The sequence below is a fragment of the Treponema zioleckii genome (assembly GCF_014737315.1).
Classification (GTDB): Bacteria; Spirochaetota; Spirochaetia; order Treponematales; family Treponemataceae; genus Treponema_D; species Treponema_D zioleckii.
The window spans coordinates 1-25,531 of record NZ_JPUF01000045.1; the positions used below are offsets into that span (position 1 = coordinate 1).

Genomic DNA, 25,531 nt, shown 5'->3' on the forward strand with positions numbered 1-25,531 from the left:
GAACTGACCCTATTTTGAATCAGTCTTTTTAGTGGAGACGACCGGACTTGAACCGGCCACCTATTGATTGCGAACCAATTGCTCTACCAGATGAGCTACGTCCCCGAATGAGGTATATAATATTTAACCGCACGGAAAAAAGCAAGTGTTTCCATGCGGTTTGTAAAAAGGCTATTTAAAAAGAGCTTTTATTTCTTTTGCGTACAGTTCGTTTACTTTGAAACGTTTTACTTCAAGCTTTGGAGACATCTCAACGCCAACTTCGAAGGGTTTTGCAAGCAAAGTGAATTTGTTGATTCGTTCGTACATCTTGAATCCGTTCTTCGCATTGATTCTTGTGGCAATCTCCGTGTCGATAAGACGGTAAATTTCGCCGCTCTTAATCATATCTTCGTACTTCGTATACGGAAGGTCGTTTTCTTTTACCCACGCTTCGATTTCGGACTTCTCAGGAACGACCAGAGCCGCAAGATAACGCTGATCCTGACCGAGAACAACCGCAGTCTGAATGAATCTTGATTCCTGCATTTTCATCTCGATTGGAGCAGGTTCTACGTTTTCGCCGCCAGTCTGAACGATTGTGTCCTTGATTCGGCCGCGAAGACAAATTTCGTTGTTCACCGTAAGAATTGCAATGTCGCCCGTATTGAACCAACCGTTGTCGTCGATTGCTTTTGCGGTGAGCTCAGGCTGCTTGTAGTAGCCCTTCATTACCGTACCGCCCTTAACCTCAAGAACGCCCTTTTTGCAGCGTCCAATATCCTTTCCTGTGTTCGGGTCTACGACGCGGGCCGAAATTCCGCGCACTGGCGAGCCGACGTTTCCAAAAATCGGTCTTTTGATTGGTCTTACGGAAATAATCGGTGCAGTCTCTGTAAGTCCGTATCCCTCAACGAGTTTTACGCCGATTGCCCAGAAGAATTTGTCTACGGCCGGAGGAAGCGCCCCCCCGCCAGCAACTGCAGAGCGGAAGTTATTTCCGAGCATCGCACGGATTTTTCTGAAGATGATGGCTCCGCCCAAAAGCTTTATCGGATAGCAGACCAACCACGGAATCACGAACGCTGGCCACTGAAGCCATCTCATGTCGTAGCCGAATCTTGAAGTTCTTCCGAAAAGAACTCTGTCCAGTTTTGAATGGAACAAAGCGATGTTCGTAAAGAATTTAAAGAGTCTGTTGACGATTCCGCCGGTTTTTCTCATCTGGCGGAAAATTCCATCGTAAATCGCCTCAAAAACTCGCGGAACGGCAGGAAGAACCTGCGGATTTAAAGTTTTCAAGTCCGCGAGAAGAATCGGAGCGACAGGCTTTGAGTAGCAGAGAGTCGCACCCTGACTCATTACGACGTACTCAACCGCGCGCTCAAATGCGTGCCAAATCGGAAGAACCAACAAGCCGCGGTCTCCAGGGTACATAAAGATTCGCTCGTCAACTTCGTCAAGCTGGGTGATAAAATTTCCGTGGCTCAGCATAACGCCTTTTGGCTGTCCTGTTGTGCCCGAAGTAAAGATGATTGTTGCCAAATCATCCCATTTTCCGATTTCCATTTCGTCCTGAACTTTATTCGGATTTTCTGAATTGAATTTTTTTCCTGATTCAACAACATTCTTGAAAGAAAGAAGTTCAACTCCCGCATTTTTTGCGGCGGCAAAATCTTTTTCAGTCGGTTCCTCAAAACAAATTAGGCGTTCCACGAGCGGAAGCTTGTCTTTTATTCCGAGCAATTTGCTGATTTGTGCGGAATTTTCAACGATTACGAGTTTGCACTCCGAGAATGAGATAATGTACTCAATGTCGCCGATTGTCGCGTCGCATCCGCGAGGAACGTCAATCGCCCCGATTGTAAGCAAGCCCAAATCCGCGTGCTGCCATTCCTTTCGGTTGTCGGAAATAAGCCCGATGTGTTCACCGCGCTGAACTCCGAGCGCCAAAAGTCCGCCCGCGAATGCCATTGCGGTTTCGTAAGCTTCTTTATAAGTGGTTGGCTCAAAATGCCCGTCATTGAATCTTGACATTTGGAATGCCAAATCCGGATATTGCTTGACCATTTTTCTAAAAAGTCTTGGAATTGTCGTTTCCATAAAAACTCCTGTGTGATATTTGGGCATCTCTAAAAAATCGAAATTTGGATATTTTTAGCTCTTCCCATTTTCAAAAGTCCTTAACCCTCATGCTGAATCGGTCTCAGCACCTAAAAATCAGACGTAAATCAGCGTTCATGTTCGACCAGTTTATCTCTACAAAATGACAAAAAGTGAGATTTTGTCAGAATAACCAAATTAGTATAAAGATAAAATCATTTTATGGAAAGATTAATTAAGGAAGATTTTTGTACTTCTTCAAAATTGGGAATTTTCTCTATTTTTTTGCAACTGTTTTTGACTCGGATTTTTTTAGCACGACTCTGTTCAAGATTTTAAAAGATTGTCTTTTCTAAAACTTTTACTTTTTGATATAATCGAAAGACAAAAATTCAGATTTTTTTTAAGGATATTATTATGGCAGAGAAAGATTTGTGCCCTTGTGGCTCTGGAAAAACTTACGCAGAGTGCTGTGAGGGAATCATTAAAGGTTCTGTAAAGGCACCTACAGCTGAGGCTCTCATGCGTGCACGCTATTCAGCTTACGAGAAACAGGAAATCGACTTTATCATCAATTCTTGCGAGGAAGGCGAGAAAATTGCGGAGATAGACCGAAAAGCCACAGAGGAATGGTCAAAGACTTCTAAATGGCACGGACTCAAAATCCTCCGCACCGAAAAGGGAACTGAGAAAGACGATGAGGGAATCGTAGAGTTTGAGGCAACTTACACAGATCGAAAAGGCTTGCGAGATATTCACCACGAAATCGGTTACTTCAAAAAAATCGACGGAAACTGGATGTATTCTGTTGGTCAGGTAAAACCAATGACCGTTGTTCGCGAAGGCGAAAAAGTAGGAAGAAACGACCCATGCCCATGCGGCAGCGGAAAAAAATATAAGAAATGTTGTGGTCGCTAGACCAAAACATTTCTTACAATTGTTGCGACCGAGGGGAGCAACTCCCTTGCTGTGGTCGCTAGACAAAACATTTCTTACAATTGTTGCGACCGAGGGGAGCAACTCCCTTGCTGTGGTCGCTAGACCAAAACATTTCTTACAATTGTTGCGACCAAGGGGAGCAACTTCCTTGCTGTGGACTATAAAATAACTGTCATGCTGAACTTGGTTCAGCATCTGTTTTACAGAACTCGCAACAACTTGAATAATGAGCCGTAAAATTCGGGAAAACTGAGTTTTACGGCTTTTTAAATTTTCTAAAATTAGTTAAAAACTGTTCAGCCTGTTTTAATATTTTATCATCACAAATAACAAGTTATATATTGTGATAAAAAAAACTGTTTTCTATACGAATTTTCTAAAAAAATTTTGCTAAATAAAAAATCTCTGAGTAGAATTAAGGCATACTCTTTTCTTGGGAGGAGCGTCTATGGAACAGGAAGTTGTTTCTACTCGTATTGTGAATCCCCGCGATGCGGCGGAAGATTTGGTCAAGCGGCTAAAAAAGACTTGCTCAGCTTACCAAGCTGTAATTTTTTTGGCGGATATAAATTACGATTTTGCAGAATTGTCAAAAGCTATAAAAGAAAAATTCCCTGACAGCGAAGTTATTGGAACCTCAACGGCAGGCGAAATAGACAAAAACGGCTTTGCCAACAATTCCGTAATCCTTTGCACCATGAGCGATGCCCGCACAAAAGTAAAAGGCGTGCTAATCGAAAATGGAAGCAAGTACCCAATGGCAAGCAAAAACGACATTGAGAACGCTCTTCGCGGAGCTGGAATTTCGTGCGGGGATCCGTCTTCCCATAAATCTGCATTTGCTCTCACATTCATAAACGGCGTATACAACGCGGAAGAAACCATCCTAACAACATTTTATTCGATTATAAAAAATGATTTGTTTCCTCTTGCCGGCGGAACCGCAGGTTTTACGGGAAACGAAGCGAAAACCTTCGTGAGCTACAACGGCAAAGTGACTCAGGACGGGGCTGTAATGCTCTTTGTAAAAACTCCGTGCAAATTCGACATTCGGCAGGAAGATATTTTTAATCCCACAGGAAAACGCTTTTTTGTGAATGAGGCCGATTCTGCTAACAGAAAAATCTCGCGGCTGAATTCAATGCCTGCAAAAACGGCTTACGCCCAGAGCCTTAATGTGAGCGAAATCCAGGCCGAAGGAATGACTTTTGAAAATCCTTTTGCGAGAAGTCTGAACGGTTCTTTGCACATCGTGGCCTTGGCAGGCTTTTCCCCGCAAAAAGAAATCTCTCTTTTTGCCCGCGTTGTTCCTAATTCCACGCTTGAACTCATGCACATCGGAAATCCGATTGAAAAATGCGAGCAGACTTGCCTGGAAATAAAATCTGCAATTCCGAATCCAAAATTCGCTATTATGATGACTTGCATAACCCGAACGCTGGCTTTTGAGCGAATGGGGCTAAAAGATAAAATTATCGCAAAGTACAACGAGACGTTTCCTACGTTTTGTGGTTTTTCTTGCTACGGCGAGCAGATTGGAAGAGTTCATTGCAATCAAACTCTGGTAACGCTTGTAATTGGAGACTAAATTATGGAAAACAATGAAAATCTGAATCTTGTAAAAGTCGGCTCTGATTTGGTTGACGCGCTTTCGCGTTATCTTGCAAAAGATGCGTTCGGTGCGGAATTTATGAAGAATTATTTTGCCAGCCAAGAGCGACAGGAACGCGAAACTCAAAAACAGCATGATGATTTGAACAGACTTATTGAAAGTTCAAAAGCGATGCAGAATGACACGAGCAAAATGGCAGAAAATGCGGGTATGAACAATGAGCGACTCGGAACGATTTCTAGTGCGATTTCCACACTCCGTGACTCTGTGGCAAAAATTGAGGCTGAACACAAGTTGTACGTTGATAAATTCAAGGATTTGATTGCCGAAGTCAAAAAGATTAATGACCAGATAAATGAAATTCAGAATATTTCGGCTCAGACTAATCTTCTTTCGTTCAATGCGTCAATTGAAGCTGCCCGCGCGGGAGCTGCCGGAAAAGGATTCCGTGTAATTGCGAATGAAGTAAAAAAACTCAGCGGTGACACGACAAAGACTTCCGAACTGATTAAGCACAATGTTGACAATCTTGTGAATTCGATTACAGCCCTTGAAAAATCCACAAAAGAGAATTCCGAAGCTCTTGAGAAACTTGCGGAAGAGACACAGGGCACGCTCGACCAGTTTGATAGCGTGCGACAGAAAAATTCTGCGAACAATGCAAACGTCGGAAAAGTGGTTTCATTCATTTCTGATACGGTGAATGGAATTGAGAATGTTGTAACCTGCGTTGATAGGATTTCAAAAATGGCAAAAGAGAATTTTGATTTGTTCGGAAGATGTGCCTCCGACAACGAAATGCTTTTTAACGATTTGTATTCGTTCACGTTCGGCTTAAAGTCCGTTTTTGCGGATATGGAAAAACAGTCCGTGGCGAAGTAAACGTTTTCTCTGGGACGGGGCTTTAGGGGTGGACACAGATGAACACAGATGAACAGTGATGGGACACAGATAAATTTTGGGGAGATGGAAAACTGCGCTTCGACGCTGCTCAGCGACCGTGCCCGCTGTATGCGGTGGTTGAGTAGCGGAGCGTATCGAAACCACAACCAATCGTCCACCGAGAACGTTTGTAAAGTGCCTGACTGGACTGAAAGTTAGATGTGTGAGGTGGTGTGCGAAAGTGCAAGTGGACTTTTGATTTTGACACGGATGAACACAGATGAACAGGATGGGACACAGATAAGGTGAATGGGAGATGGAAAAACTGTGCTTCGACGTTGCTCAGCGACCGTTGCTCACTGTATGCGGTGGTGCGCGGGCAACAAGACTGCACTCACAAAGTGATTAACTAGAGCACGAGTTTTCTTGGTTGCGAGCGATGCGCGAGCAACAAAAGAGTACTCGCGAAACGTAGTCCTGCTTGCCGCTACGTTTCGTGGGCACCTGCAAACTGCCCCCACCAAAGCGTGAGTTTTGCTTTAACAAAACTCACGGGAAGCGCATAAGTTGACTTAAACTCTAAAAAACAACTTGCAGCGCTTCCTTTTATTTTATATTTGCTCGTGTTTCTACGATTCGGCGCATTTCTTGAATATCTACAATCATCTGATTTTCTACAATTTCAAGACGCTTTATTGAAACAAAGTGGTCGATTTGGTTTGTAGTCTCTTCAAGCTGGAGACCTGCCCACTGAGCCACATCTGCAATCGTAAGATTGAATTTCTTTGTTCTTGAATCTGGATTTGCAGTCGGAGTGATTTCGTCGAACATACAGAAAACGTCTGCAACTCGAACTTGTGGGTCTGTAATCAAAAGAATCTTGAATCTTCGTTTCTGGTCAAAAATTCGTTTGCAGAAAGTCTTTAAAAGATTAAGCGCAATCTGAGGATTTCCGGTTACGAGCACCTGGAAGTTTGCCTTGTTGAATTCGAGGGCATCAACTTTACCGCGTGCAAGACAGGTTGCCGAACGAGGTGAGTTGTCAAGAATCGCCATCTCTCCAAAAAGTTCGCCCGGTTTTAGAATGTCGATATTCTTGTTTTTTCCGTTTGCACATTTTGTAAGCTGAACGGTTCCTTTCTGAATCATGTAGAAAGTTTCACCCTTTTCAAATTCCGCAATGATTACCTGACCGTCTTTGTAGGTTTTTGAGAATCGTTTGAATGCCGGCAACTCGAACAACTGGGAAGCAAGCCGGCTTTTTTGGTCTTCCGAATAGTAAATTTCATTTGGTTCTTCTTTTGCAACATGAGCTGCCGCAGTTTTTACCATTTTTTGAAGGTCAGCTTTGTTGCTGTGGTCAGGGTACAATTTTAAGGTTGAAGACGCTACATCAAGGCAACTTTGCCACTTGCTGTCATTAAAGAATGACTGAGCGACGGCGTACATTCCGGCATCCTGCGAAATTATGTTATCACGCTTTAGGATTGATTCAATTTTTTTATGGATTTGGCGCAGCTGGCTCGAAAAAACCTGCAGCATCTTCATCATAACGGTTTTGTTTGTGCTGAAGATATTTTCAAATTCTTGCAAAGAAAGTGCTACGCAGACAGAATCTTCAAGAACTGTGATAGTCTCTTCTCGTGGAAAATGACCGACAGCAGAGCGCACTCCAAAAAACTCTCCAGTTTTTATAATGGCTGTTACGTTCTCGCGGGTTTCAATGTCTTTGGACGATGAATAAATTGTACCTTTTTGAAGAATAAAAACACGGTTGTCTAAATCGCCTTCAAAGTAAATAATTGAACCTTTTGAATAAGAAATTGCCTTTGGCATAGTCGCTTACCTCGAAGTTAAAATAAGTGTACCTCAAAAAACTGAAGTTTTTAGAGTTTTACATAAATTTATCTTTATGATTTTCGGCACTTTTTTTAAATTGGCTGATAAAAACTTATCAACCGAATTTAAGGCACTTCTAAAAATTCAAAATTTGAGATTTTTAGGACCTGGATTTTAAAATGATAACACATAATTTTGATTTATGATATTCTTTTGTGCATGATAGATTTACATACCCATTCAAGTGCTTCTGACGGCATGATGGCTCCGGCTGAGGCCGCTCAGTACGCAATTGACAGAAAACTTGACGTTTGGGCACTCACAGACCATGACACGGTGGACGGACTTTATGATGCGGCAAAAGTCTGCTCTCAAAACGAAATAATTTTTGTTCCCGGCATAGAAATTACGATTGCCTGGCCGACGGGGGAATTTCATCTTTTGGGGCACGGATTGCGTTGTCTTTCGCCTGAGCTTCGGGACGTTATAAAATATCTTACCGAGGAGCGGCATGAACGGAATCAGCAGATTGTGAACAAGATGAATGAAGACGGAATTGAAGTGACTCTTTCCGAGATTGAGTCTATGTTTGGTGAAAGTCAGATTGGCCGGCCTCATTTTGCGTCGTTTTTACTGAAAATCGGCAAGGTAAAGTCGCGGCAGGAGGCGTTTGACCGCTATTTGGGCAGTAACCGCCCGTGGTATATCCGTCATAACGGCGAAGATTTGGACACGGCTGTTGAGGCAATTAAAAAATCCGGCGGAATTCCTGTTCTCGCGCATCCTATGTCACTTTATCTTTCGTGGGGTAAAATTGAAGATGTTATAAAGAGTGTCCGTGACCGTGGCGTTATGGGGCTTGAAGCCTGGCATCCTGCGGTGCGAGTGAGCGAGGCTATGCGGCTTGAAGAGCTTGCAAGAAAACTTGACATGTTCGTTACCGCCGGAAGTGATTTTCATGGCAGGGGAATGCGTGCCGACCGCCATTTGGCACGAACTTGCGGCGACAAAAAAATTGAAAACCGATTTTACTTTGAAGAATTGCTCCCGCATCTCGGTGACTTTGACTACAGGCAAACTGATTGGATGAAAAGTGATTAAAAATGTGGAGATGCCGAAATAAATTCGGCATGACAAGCTACGAACATTTTGCAAGTTGATTCGTCCACCTTCAAGTTGCGAGCCACGTGCGAGCAACAAAACTTCCTCGCCTAGTCGACGCCGTGCTTGTCGCGGCGATTCGGCAGCACCAGCAAGCCCGCCCACTAGAGCGCGAGTTTTCCGTAAGGAAAACTTGCGGGAAGCGCAAAAGTTGACTTGTATTTACAAAGTGAATTTCTGATTTTCCTTTCGTACAATACTTACTGGAGATGCCGAAATAAATTCGGCATGACAAGCTACGAACATTTTGCAAGTTGGCTCGTCTTCTTTCAAGTTGCGAGCTACGCGCGAGCAACAAAACTTCCTCGCCGAGTCGGCGCCGTGCTTGTCGCGGCGACTCGGCAGCACCAGCAAGCCCGCCCACCAGAGCGCGAGTTTTCCGTAAGAAAAACTCGCGGGAAGCGCAAAAGTTGACTTGTATTCTCAAAACTAACTTGCAGCGCTTCCGTAAACGCCCCAGTTTGCTCGCCCAACTCAAAGTTGTCCGCGACGCGCTGGACAACAAAACCAAACCTCCGAGTCGGCGCCGTGCTTGTCGCGACGACTCGGTAGCACTTGCAAGCCCGCCCACCAGAGCGCAAGTTTTTCGTAAGAAAAACTCGCGGGAAGCGCACAAGTTGACTTATATTCTCAAAACTAACTTGCAGCGCTTCCTTTACTGCATCTTCTTGCAGGATTTTAAGATGTTGATTACTTCCTGTGCATCTTTTGCGGCCATAATTTTTTCTCGAACCTCTGCTTTTGAGAGTGCACCCGTAAGTGTTGACATTATGCGCATTTGCGGTGCCGAGCCAGAAGCCGGGGACGCTATCATAATCACAATGTTTACTTTTTTGCCGTCAAGTGCGTCGTAATCAATTCCGTCGCGTTTGATTCCGATTGCAACGCATGTTGACTCTACGCCGTCAGTTTTTGCGTGTGGAATTGCGATTCCGTTTCCGAGTCCTGTGCTCATTGAGTTTTCACGCTCTTTTACGTCTCCGAGGAGCATTTCGCGGTTCGTAACTTCGCCGCTCTGAACGAGAAGCCCAATCATTTCGTTCAGAATCTCGTCCTTTGTTGTGCCTTTTAAATCGCAAGAAATGCAACGTTCGTCAAGTTTTCTAAAGAGAATATTTTCCATTCGGCTTTCTTCGCTGGAAAATCCATACTGCAATTTTGAAGTATTTTTGAGCGCGTTCAAAGTCTGCATGGTTTTGTCGAGACGAAGCATCACTTCGTAAATCTCGCTTTTAATAAATCCCATGTCTTCCTGGGCTGCCTCAATCGAAAGAACTGTGCCTTCAACGATGATTGAGAATGAACGCTCACCCTTTCGAGCCTGGCTGAGCCCGTCGTTTATGTTCATCATCTGAACGTAGAATCCTTCCGAGCGGAGGTCTCGGATGAACATGTCGAGCACGAGGCGCGCGATTTCGGCATTCTTAAAATCCCATTCGAAAACCTGAGCCTCTGACAGAGAAACTTCTTTTCGCGTTCCAGAGCCTTTTATGCTGAGTGAAACGTTGAGAATAGGAGGAGCTACGAGCGTCGTCAAAAGAGTCATAAGAATTACGATTCCGAAGAGCTGCTGATTTACGATTCCCGCGCTAAGACCGATTCCTGCAATGATAAGCGCAACTTCGCCACGCGGAATCATTCCCGAACCGATTCTGAATCCTCCTTTGAGGTTAAAACCAAGCCCCAGGGCCGGTCCGCCACAACCAATCAATTTTGCGACAATACAAATTACTGTAAAAACCAGTCCGCAAATGAGCACTTGCTTGTCAAAAAGCTGAGTCACATCAACGCTCATACCTGTTACTGCAAAGAAGATCGGAACGAAGAATTTGTAAAGTCCGTGGATTCTTTCCTGAATGAGAGGCGCGATGTCTGTTCGAGAAAGGGAAAGCCCCGTCGTGTACGCGCCGATAATCATCGCAAGTCCTTCTTTTTCAAAAAGCCCCGCGAGAACGAGTGCCACGCCGAATGCGGCGATTGAAAAATCGTAAGTTCCGCCAAAGAGTCGTACAAAGCGCGCGATTTTTTTTGAAAGCAAGATGAATGCAACTGTCGCGATGAGCCAGATTGCGATTGCCTTTACCGCGATTAGTCCGATTTCGGTTCCGCTAGGCATTGCCCCGCCTTTTGACGCGCTGACGATTCCCATTACGACCGCGAGAAGAACGATTCCCAGAACGTCGTCAAAAACGGCTGCCGCCAGAATCGTAACTCCTTCAGGCGAGTCCATCTTTTTTTTGTCAGAAAGAATTCGTGCCGTAATGCCGACCGAAGTTGCGGTGGACATGATTCCGAGGAAAAGACATTTTACGTCCATAAAGCCGGCGCACGGAATTTCGAGAGATTTTAAGATGAACATTGCGGCAATGTCACCGAACAAGAAGGAGATAATAACGCCGCCAAGACCGATAATTCCGCCGGAAACCGAATATTTGATGAAAAGCCCAAGGTCTGTTTCGAGTCCTGACGCAAAAAGAAGTATTATGGAAGCTATTTGGGCGAACGCATAAAGCGTTGGATGTACAGCGAGATTTGCCGAGAAAACCGGAAAAAATCCCTGCGGAAAGCCGGGTAAAACTATCGAGCCAAGAGCGAACGGACCGATTATGATTCCTGCAATCAGTTCTCCGAGCACCGAAGGAATGCCGACTTTTACAGCCAGTTTTCCAAAAATCCTGACTGCAAAAATTATTACCGCAAGCTGTAAAGCAAGATTTGTAATGATTTCTGTAATATTTTCTTCCATATTTATAAAAAAACCTCGTTTTAATTTTAGTGGGGATTATAATAGCAATTTTATAAATAATGCGTAAGCCCTATTACAGATGGTTATAGATTTGCAGGTGGTGGAAAGCCGTGCCTAAAGTCGTGTATAATAGAAAAGAAAATTATTACGAGGGGAAGTTGGATTTTATGCAACTTAACGAAAAAGAAATTTTAGAGCGGTTCGTGCGCTATGTAAAAATTTGGACGACTTCTGATTCCGAAAAAGCTGATTCTGGAATTCAGCCTTCGACCGAAAGACAGTTTGACCTTGCGCGTGTGCTTGAAAGAGAGCTTAAAGAACTTGGCGCAGAGAATGTTCAGGTTACAGAACATTGTTACGTTTATGGAAAAATTCCTGCCTCGTCTGGAATGGAAGCGAAGCCTTCTCTCTGTCTTTTGGCTCACATGGACACCGTTGAGGAAGTTAGCGGCGAGAACGTAAATCCGCAGATTCACGAAAATTATTCAGGCGAAAAAATCACGCTTTCTACGGGCGACGTTCTTGACCCTGCTTGCGACAAAGACCTTTTTGAAGCCGGCGTTAACAAAGAAACGATAATCACGACGGACGGAACGACTCTTTTGGGTGCAGATGACAAAGCCGGAGTTACAGCGATAATGACGATGGTAAAATATCTTCACGACAATCCGAACGTTTCTCACTGTCCGATTGAAGTTATTTTCTCGCCTGACGAGGAGACTGGCCACGGAATGGACAACGTTCCGATGAATCTTATTGAGTCAAAATGCGCTTACACGGTTGACGGCGGACACATTGGCGAGCTTGAGAGCGAATGCTTCAATGCATACAAAAGCGACGTGATTTTTACGGGAAAATCAAAACACACGGGTTCTGCCCGCCCTGACATGGTGAATGCGATAACTATGGCTGCAAGTTTTTTGATGAATCTTCCGCGGCACGAGGCACCGGAGACTACGGACGGCTATCAGGGATTCTACGCTCCGATGGGAATTGAAGGCTCTATTGAAAGTGCGAAAGTGAGCGTTTTTTTGAGAGATTTTTCAAAAGCCGGAATGGAAAAACGAAAGTCGCTCGTGGAAGTTCTTGCGGATGCAACGGCCAAATCATTTGGCGGAAAAGCGGAAGTAAAACACACTTTCCAGTACGCAAATATGAAAGAAGGATTGGATAAGAGTCCTAAAGTTGTCGAAAATCTTGTAAAGGCTTATGAAAAAGCTTGCGTAAAAGTTTTGTTCACCCCGATTCGTGGTGGCACGGACGGTTCTCGCCTTACGGAAATGGGAATCCCGACTCCGAATATTTTTACCGGCGGGCACAATTATCACTCACGAACGGAGTGGTGCTCTCTCCAGCAGATGACAAAAGCTTGTGAGATTCTCATAAATCTTGTTTGCTAAATATTGCGAATATGCTGCTAAATAAATTTAATTAAAAGGAAGAATTGATGCATAAATACAAAATTGAAGGCGGAATTCCGATTAGCGGAACGATTGCTGCCAGCGGAAACAAGAATGCGGCTTTGCCGTGCATTGCGGCTGCATTGCTTACGGAAGAAAGCGTTGTTTTGCGGAATATCCCGAATATCGAAGATACGAATGTTATGCTCTTGATTTTGCAGGCACTCGGTGCCGGAGTTGAAAAAATCGGCGAGCATGACTGGAAGATTGAAGCGGCGAATATCAATATTTCTGATATTCCTGCGGAACTGAGCAGAAAGATTCGTGCTTCAATTCTTTTTGCGGGGCCACTTTTGGCGCGTACCGGAAAAGCCATTATGCCACCTCCGGGCGGTGACGTAATTGGCCGTCGCCGCGTGGACACTCACTTTTTGGCTTTGCAGGAACTTGGCGCGCGAGTTTCGGTTGACGGTCCTTTTTCATTCACTTCAAACAAACTTGTTGGCGCTGACATTTTCTTGGACGAAACTTCCGTTACAGCCACCGAGAATACGCTCATGGCGGCAGTTCTTGCGGAAGGGCGCACTGTAATCACAAATGCGGCGAGCGAGCCTCACGTTCAGAATTTGTGCAATATGCTCGTGAGCATGGGCGCAAAAATCACTGGAATCGGAAGCAATATTCTTACGATTGACGGCGTAAAAAAACTGCACGGAACAGATTTTGCGATTGGACCTGATTTTATGGAGATTGGCTCTTACATCGGTCTTGCCGCGGCCACAAAAGGCTCGATTACGATTACGGGCGTTAACCCGCGGGACATGCGTCCTTTAAAAGTCGCTTTCAGCAAACTCGGAATTCGCTGGACAATTGACGGCGACAAACTTTCGGTTTCTGTCGGCCAGGAAATGAAGGTGAATTCAGACCTCGGCGGAATGATTCCGAAGATTGACGATTCTCCGTGGCCGGGATTCCCGCCGGATTTAACATCGATTATGACTGTCGTTGCGACCCAGGTTGAGGGAACCGTTCTGATTTTTGAAAAAATGTTCGAGAGCCGAATGTTCTTCGTTGACAAGCTCATTAGCATGGGCGCGAGAATTACGCTTTGCGACCCGCATCGTGCGGTTGTGAGCGGACCATCTACGCTTCACGGAGACAATCTTGTTTCGCCTGACGTTCGTGCCGGTATGGCAATGGTTATTGCGGCGATGGCAGCTCACGGCGTGAGCACGATTTCGAACGTTTATCAGATTGAGCGCGGGTACGAAAATCTTGTCGAAAAACTACAGTCACTCGGCGCAAGAATCGAGCGAGTAGAGTTGGACGACTAACTCGCGCTCTGGTGGGCGAACTTTGGTGGGGAAGTGTTTTTTGCGTTTCCCTCTTTCAAGTTGTCTGTGTCTCACCTGAGTTCATCCGTGTTCATCTGCGTCAGTGGAACGGCAATGCTAACTTTTCGCTCTGCTCTAGTTAGTTTCGCCGTTCCTCTCAGTTTTTGTTCCAAAAACTGAAAAACAGGTTTGAGTCCACTTGCACATTCGCAGACCACCTCGCGTATTTGGCTTTGAGTTGTGCTAGGCAGTTTACAAACGTTCTCGGTGGACGCTTAGTTGTGGTTTCGATACGCTTTGCTACTCAACCACCGGAATCGCTAAAAAAAACTTTGCGTTTTGGTGGGGCATTTGCCAAAAAAATCATTTTCAATTTTCATCTTTCATTTTTCACTTTTCACCTTCCTTTGTTGCTGAGCGGAGTCGAAGCATCACTTAAACTTTGACGCAAGTTGTGGTATACTTTGCGTATGAGACAGATAATTACAGGCTTTCATGCCATTGAAGAAAAAGTCCGACGCTTTGCGGACGAAGTTGAGAGCGGAAAAAAAATCAGCGGATTTACGATTTATGTTAGCAAGACCGGTCCGCGCGTAAAAAAAATCCTTGAAATTGCAAAAAAAGCCGGGCTTACGGCAGTTGATTCAGACAGCAAAAAACTTGATTCTTTAGTTCAGAACCTTCCGGAAGTTGCCCGTGACCATCGCGGAATTGTGCTCACGATTGACGGCGAGGACGTAAAATCTTCCGAGGTGAATTTTGACCAGTGGATAGCCGAGCAAAAAGTCAACGAATCAGAAAAATCAACTGTAATCATTTTGGATTCAGTTACAGACCCGCACAACGTTGGGGCGATTATCCGTTCATGCGACCAGTTCGGTGCGAGTCTTGTGGTAATGCCTTCTCGCCATAGTGCGAACGACTTTGCCGACAACGAGATTATTTCCCGTTCGAGCGCGGGGGCGAGCGCGTATGTTCCTTGTGCGGTGGTTACAAATCTTTCGCGTGCTGCTCAAAAACTCAAAGATGCCGGATTCTGGATTTACGGGGCGGACGCAGGCGGCGAGAACGTTACAAAAATCGATTTTGCCCCTAAAACTGCAATCGTAATGGGAAGCGAAGGAACTGGAATTTCAAGGCTTCTTGAAGAGCAGTGCGACACAATCGTTTCGATTCCGACTTGTGGAAAAATCGACAGTCTGAACGTTTCTGTGGCAGCGGGGGTACTCTTATTTGAACGCAAACGAAAACTAGATTTGTAGGCTTAGCTGAAGGAGGAAAAAATGGAATTTGATTCAAAAAAGGCTGTGATTGTGCCGGAAGGCGTTTTTATTATCGGTACTTATGATGAAAATGGCGTTCCGAACGCGATGAATGCGGCTTGGGGAATCCAGTCGGATTATGGCGAGATTGCGTTGTTTCTTGCAAAGCACAAAACGACGGAGAATCTTAAAAAAACAGGCGCGTTTACCGTGGCGTTTGCTACAAAAAACACTGTTACGATTTCGGACTATTTTGGAATCGAGAGCGGAAACAATGTGAACAAAATCGAAAAGACTGGCGTTCACGTTCATAAAAGTGCGCACGTAAATGCACCGATTATCGAGGAATATCCGCTTGTTCTTGAATGTGAAGTTAAAGAGTGGAATGAAGAAAAAGAAATGCTCACCGGCAAAATTATTGCCCAGCAAGCTGACGAGTCGATTCTGACCGACGGCAAAGTTGATTTGGGAAAACTTCAGCCGATTATGTACGACGCTTCCTTCCACGTTTATCGCGTGATTGGCGAAGTGGTTGGAAAAGCCTTTAGCGATGGAAACGCTATTAAGAATTCTTTGTAAAGAAAAATCAACTTGTGCGTTTATGGAAACGCGTGTGGGGCATTTTGTAAAGAAAAATCAACTTGTGCGTTTCCCGCGAGTTTTGCTAAAGCAAAACTCGCGCTCTGGTGGAGGCACTTGCAGGTGTTCACAAAACGTGGCGGCAAGGGGAGCCGCGTTTTGTGGGTGCATATTTGTTGCTCGCGCTTGGCTCGCAACTTTGGGAGGGGAAGTGTTTTTGGCGTTTCCCTCTTTCACTTTATCTGTGTCCCATCTGAGTTCATCCGTGTTCATCTGCGTCAAACCCGAAAGTCAACTTGCGCTTTGGTGGGCGGGCTTGCAAGGGCTTCCGAGTCGCCACGACAAGCACGGCGCCGACTCGGAGGTGAAGCTTTGTTGCTCGCGCGTGGCTCGCAACTTGAAGGTGGACGAGTCAACTTGCAAAATGTTCGTAGTCAGTCATGCCGAATTTATTTCGGCATCTGTATTTTCTTTAGAATAAAAGACCCCGAAACAAGTTCGGGGTGACAGTATAAAATTTAGTTTTTAGGCTGTCCGTGGGCGAGTTTATTTTGCGTCGCCGACGTATACGTCTGAATACGAACCGCTTCCATTTACGCCATTGACTTTTAGAGTGAATGAATTATCGTTTGCGATTGTAATTGTGTTTTCTGTTGAACCTGTGCTGTTTACAAGTTTAACTTCACCTGGGGTGATTTCTGAGACGCTCTTTTTGTCAAAAGCTGTGCCAGAGTATGTTCCTTTTGCAATGAAAGTGTCGGAACCATTCTTTATCATTCCTCCGCCAACTTCGCGCATGTACAAGTACCAATTTCCTTTGCCAGTGCCTTTCCAAGAGAATTGTGTCTGGTAGTAAGCGTTTTTATCACCGTATTTGAAGACATTCGTGTTAGATGTGTCGAAATATTTTGTTGTAATTGAATTTCCTGTTGAAGCCAAGTTGAATGTGACGGCAGTTGATGGAATTGAGTCTGAAACTGTTGTGCTTGCTCCTGTTGTAGAAGCTACTGTTACTTTTTTTGTACTCCAGTCACCGCTTTTTACACATTTTTGATTTGTTGTATCAATGTAGAATGCGTAAGCGTTAATTGTCACGGTAGAGGTAACTGTGATTGGTGAATCATACAGACTTGCTGTACCATAATCGATATATTCTGCGACTTCTTGATTTGTTCCGGCTGTATAATTAGCTTGGTTGAAAGTTACTTCTGGTGTTGATTCGTCTAAAGTGTATATGATTTGTACGTCTTTATCTTCGTATCCTTCTGGTTTTGTGAGTGTGACTGTGCGTGATGAATCTGAATCGCTTCCGCTTACAGTAAATTCTACGACCAAATTCTCATCTTCTGTTTCATCTGAACAGCCGAAAAATCCGAATGCTGCTGTGGCCATGAGCATTCCCGCAAAAATTTTATTGAGTGCTTTCATAAAATCCTCCGTATAAAATAATCTGAAAAAAATCTTATCACAAAAAAATATTTTTGTAAGCAAGTAACTTAGTTTTTGAGTTTCCGTTTATTTTACTTCGTTCAAAAGTTCGCCGCCGGAAACGAAGGCTTTTGCATTTTCAAGCGTTGTGTCGGCAATGTTCTTAAGCGCATTTGTCGTAAGAAAGGCCTGATGGCTCGTTATAATCACGTTCGGAAAGGTTAAAAGCCTTGCCAGCGTGTCGTCGGTCATAATGTCGGTTGACCAGTCGCTAAAGAAATATTTGCTTTCCTCTTCGTAAACGTCCATTCCGATTCCGCCGATGTGACCGTGCTTTAGGGCATGTACGAGTGCCTTTGAATCAATCAGCGCGCCTCGTCCGGTGTTGATAATCACTGCGTCGTGCTTCATCATCTTCATGCTGTCGTGGTTCACGATGTGCTTTGTTTGGTCGGTGAGCGGGCAGTGGAGCGAAAGAACGTCGCTCTGCTTAAAAAGTTCCATGAGCGGAACGTAGTCTGCCCCAAATGATTTTGACCATTCTTCGTTCGGAAACGGGTCGTATGCGATGATTTTCATTCCGAATCCGCGGAGAATTCCAGCCATAATCTGACCGATTTTTCCAGTTCCGAGGATTCCTGCCGTAAGGCCGTTCAAATCGCGTCCGGTAAGTCCTTCGATATTGAAATTTGCTGTTTTTGTGCGGAGGTAGGCCTGTGGAATGTGGCGTGTGAGCGATAAAAGCAGGGCTGCACCGTGTTCAGCGACCGCGTACGGTGAATATGCAGGAACGCGAAGAACTTTGAATCCTTCTGCTGCTGCGGTTTTTAAGTCCACGTTGTTGAAGCCGGCGCATCGGAGAAGAATTGCCCGAACGCCGATTGTTTTCAGTTTGGAAAGCACTTCCGCATTCACTGCGTCGTTAACAAAAACACATACAGCGTCAAATCCGCTGGCGGTCATTGCAGTGTTTTCGTTCAGTTTATATTCAAAAAATTCAATTTCGAATCCAAAAGATTTGTTTGCTTCCGTAAAGGAAGTTTTGTCGTAAGAGTGAGTGTCAAAAAAAGCGATTTTCATAGCGACCTCCATGATATAGTTCAAAGTATACCACGGAGGCGCGGGAAATTCACTTGAAAATACAAGTCAACTTGTGCGCCTCCCGCGAGTTTTGCTAAAGCAAAACTCGCGCTCTGGTGGGCGGACTTGCAGGGGTTCACAAAACGCGGCGGCAAGGAAAGCCGCGTTTTGTGGGTGCAGATTTGTTGCTCGCGCGGTGCTCGCAACTACGGAAACGCCAGGAGTTGACTTTTGGAGTTTGAGTTGACTTGTGCGTTTCCCGCAAGTTTTGCTAAAGCAAAACTCGCGTTCTGGTGGGCGGGCTTGCAAGGGCTTCCGAGTCGCCACGACAAGCATGACGGCGACTCGGAGGTGCAGTTTTGTTGTTCGCGCGATGCTCGCAACTTTGGGGTGGGGATATGAACTTTTCGCCTCCATTTTCAATTTATCTGTGTCCCATCTGAGTTCATCCGTGTTCATCTGTGTCAGTGGAACGGCGGTTTGAGTTACTCTCTCTGAGCCTGCGTTTGTTGTGGTTTCGACTCCGCTCAACCACCGGGTGCGGTGTGCAACGGACGCTGATCGTAGTCGAAGCGCGTTTTCCTCTTTCAATTTATCTGTGTCCCATCTGAGTTCATCCGTGTTCATCTGTGTCAGTGAAACGGCGGTTTGAGTTACTTTCTCTGAGCCTGCGTTTGTTGTGGTTTCGACTCCGCTCAACCACCGCCCATTTTTCAATTTTCACTTTTCATTTTTCCATTTTCCGCTTTCCTCTTCCGCTACCGATAAATCCAAAGCTTCGCTGGCAAGGGCTTTTGCGTATATTGAATCCTGCTGCTCTGGGGCGGTCTGAGCGTCGAAAAGGGCTTTTTTCGGGAGTTTTGTCTCGTTGCGTTTTTTAAGCTCTTCTTTTGCCGCCAGCAAGATTTCTCCAGCTTTGTCGGCATTCACGTGCAATAGAGCGGCGAGTTCGTTTTCTTCGGCTTCGGTCAACGCTTCGAGCGTTATAAAATTCTGAATCAGAATCTTCTCGCGCTTGTCGCCAATGTGCGGGAGTTTCGCAAAAACTGAGACAATATTTTCTTTCGTTCGGAGTTCCTGGTTTCGGCTCGTTGCGAATCGGTGAGTCTCGTCGCGCACGCGTTGTAAAAGACGCAGAGCGTCGCTCCGTTTCGGAAGACAAATTGGTTTTGAGGCGTGCGGGAGCCAGATTTCTTCGTCTCGCTTGGCAAGTCCCGCAATCGGAATCTCCAAGCCCAATGCTTTTAAAACACCGTCAACCGCATTCACCTGACCAATTCCACCGTCTATGAGAATCAAATCTGGAAGTTCCGCGCCCTCGTTCTGCAGGCGGGAATATCGCCGGCTTGCGGCTTCGCGCATTGAGGCAAAGTCGTCGATTACGCCGTTCGTGGTTTTGAGCCTGAATTCGCGGTAATTTTTTTTGTCTGGCGTTCCGTTGTAGAACGAAATAAGACTCGCAACAGGCCACTTTCCGCCGATGTGGGCAATATCGAAACCTTCGATTCTCTGCGGAAGTTTTTTGAGCCCCAGTAAATCCTGAAGTTCCGCCATTGCAGGCATGTCTCCGCGTTCACGGAGCCGTCGGATAATGTCTTCTTTTGCGTTCTGGCGGGCCATTGCCAAAGCGGCGGCGTGTCTTCTGTTCGCAGTTTGCGGAAGAAGTTTCGTTACGTCGTTTTGTTCCGAATCATTTTTTCTTCTATTGAATATATCGTTTGTTTCTTCTTTGACTTCGATGCACTTTATCTTCGTTTTTACGCTGAACGAATCTTCTATCCATTGCGTCAAAAATTCATAGGTGTCGCGGGTTGCCACGTAAATCGTCGGGGGAATCATCGATTTTTCGGTGTAATAGGCCATTGCGAATTCCTCAATGAGTTCCTCGTCCTCGTTCATGCTCACGGCCCTAAAATTGTCGCGACCGAGCAGTTTTCCGCCGCGGAGTTTTAGAACCGTAAAACTTACAAGCTCGCCCTCTCGGTAGTGGGCAATGTAGTCGCGGTCCTCGCTTCCGAATTCCTCAACGATGTTTTGGTTCATCATAATCGCAAGGGCTTTGAGTCCGTCGCGCAGACGTGCGGCTTTCTCAAAATTCAGATTTTTTGCGGCATTTTTCATTTCTTCAGTTAATTTTACGATTGTTTCGTCATCTTTTCCCTTAAGAAGACTTTTAATTTCATCGATAAATTCGTTATAGGTGTTCTTATCGATTTTGTTGCAGCACGGGGCTTTGCAACGTCCGATGTGATAATACATGCACGGCGCATCCCGTTTTTTGAATGTCCGGCAATGCCGTATGGGGTAAATTCTGTAGAGCGCATCGATGAATGAATCCAGCGCGCCTGCATCGGGGTATGGCCCGAAATACTGAGAACCGTCTTTTTTGACTTGGCGGGTCTTGTAGAATCTCGGAAAGTCTTCTTTTGTGATTTTAAGCACAGGATAAGATTTTCCATCTTTGAGTTGAATGTTATACTTTGGGGTGTACTTTTTTATCAGATTATTTTCTAATAAAAAAGCCTCATATTCGTTGGCTGTTGTGATATACTCAATGGATTTTGCGTGAGAAATCAGCAGTTTTGTTTTAATCTGCTTTTCTCCCGAAAAATATGAGGAAAGCCTGTTTTTTAGGCTTTTAGCCTTGCCTACATAAATGACGGTTCCCTCTGGATCCCGCCATAAATATACACCACTTGTGGAAGGAGCTTTCAACGCAGTTTCGTGAAGAGATTCATAATATGTGTTGTCTAATGTGTTCATAATGTTACTAAAATTATTGCAAATAAAAATGAAAAAGATGATTGATATGAAAAATTTATTCTTATTTACCTCGCTTTGTCTAGCGTCATCGTTGGTTTTCGCCTCACAAACTACAAAAATTATTGGCGGAACGAATGGCTGGGGAGAATTGCAGGAGCAAGTCGGCGTTACGACCGGAAAAGGTTATTACGGATACGAAGCCATTCAGCTTGTAACGTCCACGCAGGAATCTACCGATGCCACGGATTTGCTTTTGACTTTTGACGGTAAGCAAATAAAAGATTCCACTGGGCACTATACCGTCAAGACGAACAATCTCGTTTATACCACGGATGCCGTAAAGGGGCGGGGAGCTGCTTTGAGCCGCGGCGTTAACAGGGGGCTTGCCCTTGAAGGCTCTTCTTCGTCGATTTTTGGAAAGTCTGGTTTGACCGGGGCGTTCACGATTGAATTCTGGATGAATCCATCGATTGCCGAAAACGGCGAGACCGTAATTTCTTGGCGTTCTTCAATCAGCGTGGATGGCGATTCAAAATATCAGACCATTTCGGCATCTTTCTTCAATAATCATCTTCGCTGGGAATTCAACAATATTTTTTCAAAATATGAATCCGACGAAATCATAATGGACGGAATTTCAACATTGGTTCCTCGCAAGTGGACACGTCATACACTTTCTTTTGATGATACGAACGGTCTTCTTGAGTATTGCGTTGACGGCAGAACCGAGGCGTTGATGTATGTTACGACTTCAAAGCATGAGAACGGCACTGTTTGCTATCCAGTTTTGGGCGTAAAAGCAGACCTTGAAATCTGTCCGGAATTTTCTGGACGCATCGATAATTTTAGAATTGACCACAGACCGTTCCATTTGGAATCAAAGAATCTTTATGCGACTGGCAACGAAAAATACAAAGTTGACGGCGGAAAAATCACTACGAATCCGATTATGGTTTCTCGTGCGGCGACCCTTAACAGAATCGACGCTTTGATGGACGTTCCGCCTCAGACCGAGGTTCGTTTTTACGTTCGTTCGGGCGACAACTGCTACGGATGGAACGACACGTTCCCTGCCTGGAAGGAAGTTGTTTCTGGACAGGAGATTTCTGGCGTTACGGGGCTGTATTTCCAGCTTTCGGCAGAACTTTTGCCAGACGGCGGCGGTTCAAAGTCTCCGGTTCTTTCTGAAATAAAAATGAAGTACACCGAACAGGACGACCCGCTTCCGCCGTTTACGGTCAACGTGGAGCCTGGAAACGAATGCGTTACGATTTCTTGGAGCTATTCAGTTGACGACACGGCGGGCGGCTATTACGTTTACTACGGAAACAAGAGCGGCGAATATCTTGGCGTTGCGGCCGTGGAGGGTGCGTCGCCTGTAAAAGTCGGCAACAAGACTTCAATAAAACTTACTGGACTTAAAAACGGCACGATTTACTATTTTGCCGTTTCTGCATACTCAAAAGTTGACGGAAGAATCAGCGGAAATCTTTCTAAAGAAGTTTATGCTCGTCCGTCAGCGCGTCTCAAAAAATAGAGGGAGAATCACAAATGTCAGAAAATGCTCTTCTTTTGCAGCGAACAAAGGCTGCAATTATTGCGCACGATTATGAGTTGGCTGCAAGGCTTTTAAGAAATCTTATTGAAAAAAATCCTGATGATATTGGTTTTAAAATTCAGTTGGGAAATCTTTTTGTAAAAAGCGGGAAAGATGAGCAGGCTCTTGACACTTACAATAAAATTCTTGAAATCGATCCAAAAAATTCAGATGTTTTGATTGCGATTGGCGGAATTTACCGTCGTCAAAAAAAATACGACGATTCAATTGCGATTTTTGAAAAAGTTCTTACTTTTGGAGACACAGACCCAAAACTTTTGACGAACGTTTCGTACAACATGGGCTTTACCTTCCGCCAGATGGGAAATTACGACGAGGCTATTTCTTGCTTTGAGGATGTCGTTGAGCGAAACAACCGCGATGTTCTTGCCTTCAATCATCTTGGCGCGGTTTATTCGCTAAAAGGAAATCAGGCAAAGGCAATATCTTCTTTTCAGCGCGGACTAAAAATCGATCCGAATCACCCGGTTTTGCTTTTGAATCTTGCAAAAAGCTATGCCCAAATTGGCGAAGTGCAAAAAGCTCTTGCTGCATACGAAGGGGCTTTGCGTTCAAAGCCGGGCTGGATTGAGGCAATCGAGGAATATTCAGAACTTTTGCTAAAATCAAATAAAGTTCGTGAGGCAGACAACGTTGTTAGCAATGCGTTAAAAATCAATCCGGCTGACACAAAAATGCGCACTAAAATGGGACACATTTACAACCGTCAGAGTATTTTTGACAGCGCGGAGGTTGAATTCAAAAAGGCCCTTGACACTGACGAAACTTACAAACCTGCTTTGACGGGCTTGGCGTATTCTCAGCAGCGTTTAGGAAAAAATGATGATGCCGTAAAGACGATTCAAAAAATCACCGAGCTGGATTCCGATGACGAGTCGGTTTTAAAGCTTTCAACGTCGGTTTTGCTTTCGGCAAATTATCTTACGGCAGCTAACGAAAAACTTTCAAAATTGCTCAAAAAAAATCCAGACGATGTTGAAACTCTGAATTTGCTCGGTCAGTATTATATTCTGAATGGCGAGGCGAACAAAACTGAGTCTTGCTACGACAAAATCGACCGTATTCGCCCTGGCTACAAAGAGGTTTATAAAGATTGGGGCTTGCGTTATTTGCAGATTGGCGATGAAAAAAATGCTGAGGATTATCTGAAGGTCGCTGTTGCAGAAAATCCGAAAGACGCAGATGCAAAGGTTGAGCTTGCTTCTCTTTACGAAAAACAGGACAGAACCGAAGAAGCCGCGACTCTTTATGCCGACGCATATTCTGCCGACCCGTACAATAATATTTCTGCTAAAAAGCATAATTTTTACAATAAAGAAAAGTCAGAGGAAAATCCTTCTTCAATTGACATGGAAGCTGAGAACAAGGATTTTGAGCGTGGAATAGGGGAACTTTCTTTGGGCGATGACAGCGTTTTTGAAACTTCTGAGCCTGAAACTCCTGCCGCAAAAGCGGAGCCTCAAGAAATTCCACAGAAAAGTTTGCATAAAAATCCTGACGAGGAGCTTCCTCAAGACTCAGATGATTTTGATTTTAATCAGTTCGGGCTGGAAAATCTTACAAAAGATGAGGGCAACGATATTTTTGCCGCAAGCGATTTGATGGAAGATGAAGAAATTCCAGAAAAAGGTGACGAAATTGACCTGCTTCTTGATGACGGAGTGCCAGTCGATGAAGATGATGCACCGGAAGTTGATGTGATGCCAGACGGTTCCGAGGCTGTTGATTTTGCTTCTTCTGCTTCAAATCCTGCTCGCGGCGAAAAAGATGATGATGACGGATTTTTTAAGGACGAAGATATTGATGATATTCGTTCTACCGTTGCGTCTGACGATGATGTTGTGCCTTCTGTTGAAAGCGAGGATATTGAATCTGAAAATGACGACGTTTCTTCTGCAGAGCCGGCGGGATCAGATTCTGAAAAAAACGACGGCTTTGAAAGTGAGCCTGATTTTGATTCTGATTTTGAAGTTGAAGACCCGCTTGAAAGCATTGGGCGCGAATCTTCTTCTCAGAACCTTGATTCTCCGGCGGTAAACGATTTGAAGCGTGAATTCAAGAAAATGGCTGATGACGCTGCTCACGCAAATTATTCGGCTCAGCAGGCATGGCGTGCAGCCCAGTTTGCGGCAGATTACGTTCAGCAGTCAAAACTTGATGACATGATAGAAGAAAAGGCTGACAAGCAGATTGAAGAAAAACTTTCCGAAAAGCTGGACAAGAAAATTGACGAAAAACTCAGTCAAAAAGTTGAGCCTTTTTCTGAAAACAAGGTTTCTGATGAACCGACCGAAGAAGACTTGATGATGAAGCGGGCTGTAGAAATGCTTCCTGCGATTGTTGGTGCAATCGAAAACCGAAATGTGCTGGAAAAATTCCGTTCGTCGCTTTCAATGTTCTTGAAACTCCGTGAAATGCTTGAGTATCTTCCTCCAATGAAGAAAAAGCAGTTCTTTACGAGCAAAACAAGAATCCTTCTTGATTACATCATTTCTAAGCTTTCTGGAAAGCCTGGGCTTTTGGCAACTGTAACTGCCCTAATAAATTCCGGGCTTGTGAATGAATGCGAAACTGAAGACGGCTTAAATTCTCAAAAATACGGCCTTGAACTGGTTTCTGACGTCCTGAACGATATCCGTGACTTGAATGGCTCAATCGAGGACGAATATTTAAAAGACGCCCTCGACAATGAAATATTAAAATTGTTGGAAAAATTGTAAAAACTTGTCGTGCTGAACTTGATTCAGCATCTGCACTGGCCGTAGCCTACGAGACCCCGAATCAAGTTCGGGGTGACGGCGACCTT

The 25,531-nt window shown here is 44.8% G+C and carries 16 protein-coding genes and 1 tRNA gene; 10 read left to right on the top strand and 7 right to left on the bottom strand.

What is annotated here, in order from left to right; translation table 11 throughout:
- Positions 1–32: 32 nt before the first annotated feature.
- Both JI65_RS11680 and JI65_RS11685 read right to left on the bottom strand, forming a co-directional pair.
- Positions 33–105 (bottom strand) — tRNA-Ala (locus JI65_RS11680).
- A gap of 66 nt (positions 106–171) precedes the next feature.
- Positions 172–2,082: an AMP-dependent synthetase/ligase gene (locus JI65_RS11685; RefSeq protein ID WP_191016782.1), complete on the bottom strand. Its 1,911-nt coding sequence runs from the start codon at positions 2,080–2,082 to the stop codon at positions 172–174.
- A 417-nt stretch (positions 2,083–2,499) separates the two neighbouring features.
- On the opposite strand from JI65_RS11685, the gene JI65_RS11690 reads away from it, so the two are divergent.
- The 3 genes from JI65_RS11690 to JI65_RS11700 all read left to right on the top strand — a co-directional run bounded on the left by JI65_RS11690 (position 2,500) and on the right by JI65_RS11700 (position 5,515).
- Complete coding sequence (locus JI65_RS11690; RefSeq protein ID WP_191016784.1) at positions 2,500–3,000, top strand: YchJ family protein; 501 nt, start codon at positions 2,500–2,502, stop codon at positions 2,998–3,000.
- Positions 3,001–3,469: 469 nt separating this feature from the next.
- Positions 3,470–4,609, top strand: coding sequence for an FIST signal transduction protein (locus JI65_RS11695; RefSeq protein ID WP_191016787.1), 1,140 nt, complete (start codon positions 3,470–3,472; stop codon positions 4,607–4,609).
- 3 nt (positions 4,610–4,612) lie between these two features.
- Positions 4,613–5,515, top strand: a complete 903-nt coding sequence (locus tag JI65_RS11700; RefSeq protein WP_191016790.1) for a methyl-accepting chemotaxis protein — start codon at positions 4,613–4,615, stop codon at positions 5,513–5,515.
- Positions 5,516–6,121: 606 nt separating this feature from the next.
- Here the strand turns inward: JI65_RS11700 and JI65_RS11705 are convergent.
- On the bottom strand, positions 6,122–7,351 hold the full coding sequence (locus tag JI65_RS11705) for a Crp/Fnr family transcriptional regulator (RefSeq protein ID WP_191016793.1): 1,230 nt from the start codon (positions 7,349–7,351) through the stop codon (positions 6,122–6,124).
- Between the two features lie 222 nt (positions 7,352–7,573).
- Between JI65_RS11705 and JI65_RS11710 the strand changes: the two genes are divergently transcribed.
- On the top strand, positions 7,574–8,455 hold the full coding sequence (locus JI65_RS11710; protein ID WP_191016795.1) for a PHP domain-containing protein: 882 nt from the start codon (positions 7,574–7,576) through the stop codon (positions 8,453–8,455).
- A gap of 715 nt (positions 8,456–9,170) precedes the next feature.
- Here JI65_RS11710 and JI65_RS11715 read toward each other — a convergent pair.
- Positions 9,171–11,261, bottom strand: coding sequence for a fructose PTS transporter subunit IIA (locus JI65_RS11715; protein WP_191016797.1), 2,091 nt, complete (start codon positions 11,259–11,261; stop codon positions 9,171–9,173).
- A gap of 167 nt (positions 11,262–11,428) precedes the next feature.
- Between JI65_RS11715 and pepT the strand changes: the two genes are divergently transcribed.
- From pepT to JI65_RS11735, 4 genes are all read left to right on the top strand, one after another.
- The gene (pepT, locus tag JI65_RS11720) at positions 11,429–12,661 is read left to right on the top strand and encodes a peptidase T (RefSeq protein ID WP_191016800.1); all 1,233 of its coding nucleotides are present in this window, start codon (positions 11,429–11,431) and stop codon (positions 12,659–12,661) included.
- Positions 12,662–12,708: 47 nt separating this feature from the next.
- Complete coding sequence (gene murA, locus JI65_RS11725; RefSeq protein WP_191016803.1) at positions 12,709–13,995, top strand: UDP-N-acetylglucosamine 1-carboxyvinyltransferase; 1,287 nt, start codon at positions 12,709–12,711, stop codon at positions 13,993–13,995.
- A 470-nt stretch (positions 13,996–14,465) separates the two neighbouring features.
- Positions 14,466–15,257, top strand: coding sequence for a 23S rRNA (guanosine(2251)-2'-O)-methyltransferase RlmB (gene rlmB, locus JI65_RS11730; protein WP_191016805.1), 792 nt, complete (start codon positions 14,466–14,468; stop codon positions 15,255–15,257).
- Positions 15,258–15,278: 21 nt separating this feature from the next.
- Positions 15,279–15,836, top strand: a complete 558-nt coding sequence (locus JI65_RS11735) for a flavin reductase family protein (protein ID WP_191016808.1) — start codon at positions 15,279–15,281, stop codon at positions 15,834–15,836.
- Positions 15,837–16,382: 546 nt separating this feature from the next.
- Here the strand turns inward: JI65_RS11735 and JI65_RS11740 are convergent.
- The 3 genes from JI65_RS11740 to uvrC all read right to left on the bottom strand — a co-directional run bounded on the left by JI65_RS11740 (position 16,383) and on the right by uvrC (position 21,107).
- Positions 16,383–17,264 (bottom strand): FN3 associated domain-containing protein, encoded by an 882-nt coding sequence (locus JI65_RS11740; protein WP_191016811.1) that lies wholly within the window; start codon positions 17,262–17,264, stop codon positions 16,383–16,385.
- Positions 17,265–17,351: 87 nt separating this feature from the next.
- Positions 17,352–18,344 (bottom strand): 2-hydroxyacid dehydrogenase, encoded by a 993-nt coding sequence (locus JI65_RS11745; protein WP_191016813.1) that lies wholly within the window; start codon positions 18,342–18,344, stop codon positions 17,352–17,354.
- 720 nt (positions 18,345–19,064) lie between these two features.
- The gene (uvrC, locus tag JI65_RS11750; RefSeq protein ID WP_191016816.1) at positions 19,065–21,107 is read right to left on the bottom strand and encodes an excinuclease ABC subunit UvrC; all 2,043 of its coding nucleotides are present in this window, start codon (positions 21,105–21,107) and stop codon (positions 19,065–19,067) included.
- Between the two features lie 46 nt (positions 21,108–21,153).
- Here uvrC and JI65_RS11755 point away from each other — a divergent pair, with 46 nt between their 5' ends.
- Both JI65_RS11755 and JI65_RS11760 read left to right on the top strand, forming a co-directional pair.
- Positions 21,154–22,644: a fibronectin type III domain-containing protein gene (locus tag JI65_RS11755; protein WP_242457232.1), complete on the top strand. Its 1,491-nt coding sequence runs from the start codon at positions 21,154–21,156 to the stop codon at positions 22,642–22,644.
- A 14-nt stretch (positions 22,645–22,658) separates the two neighbouring features.
- Positions 22,659–25,445, top strand: a complete 2,787-nt coding sequence (locus JI65_RS11760; RefSeq protein ID WP_191016819.1) for a tetratricopeptide repeat protein — start codon at positions 22,659–22,661, stop codon at positions 25,443–25,445.
- Positions 25,446–25,531 lie beyond the last annotated feature (86 nt).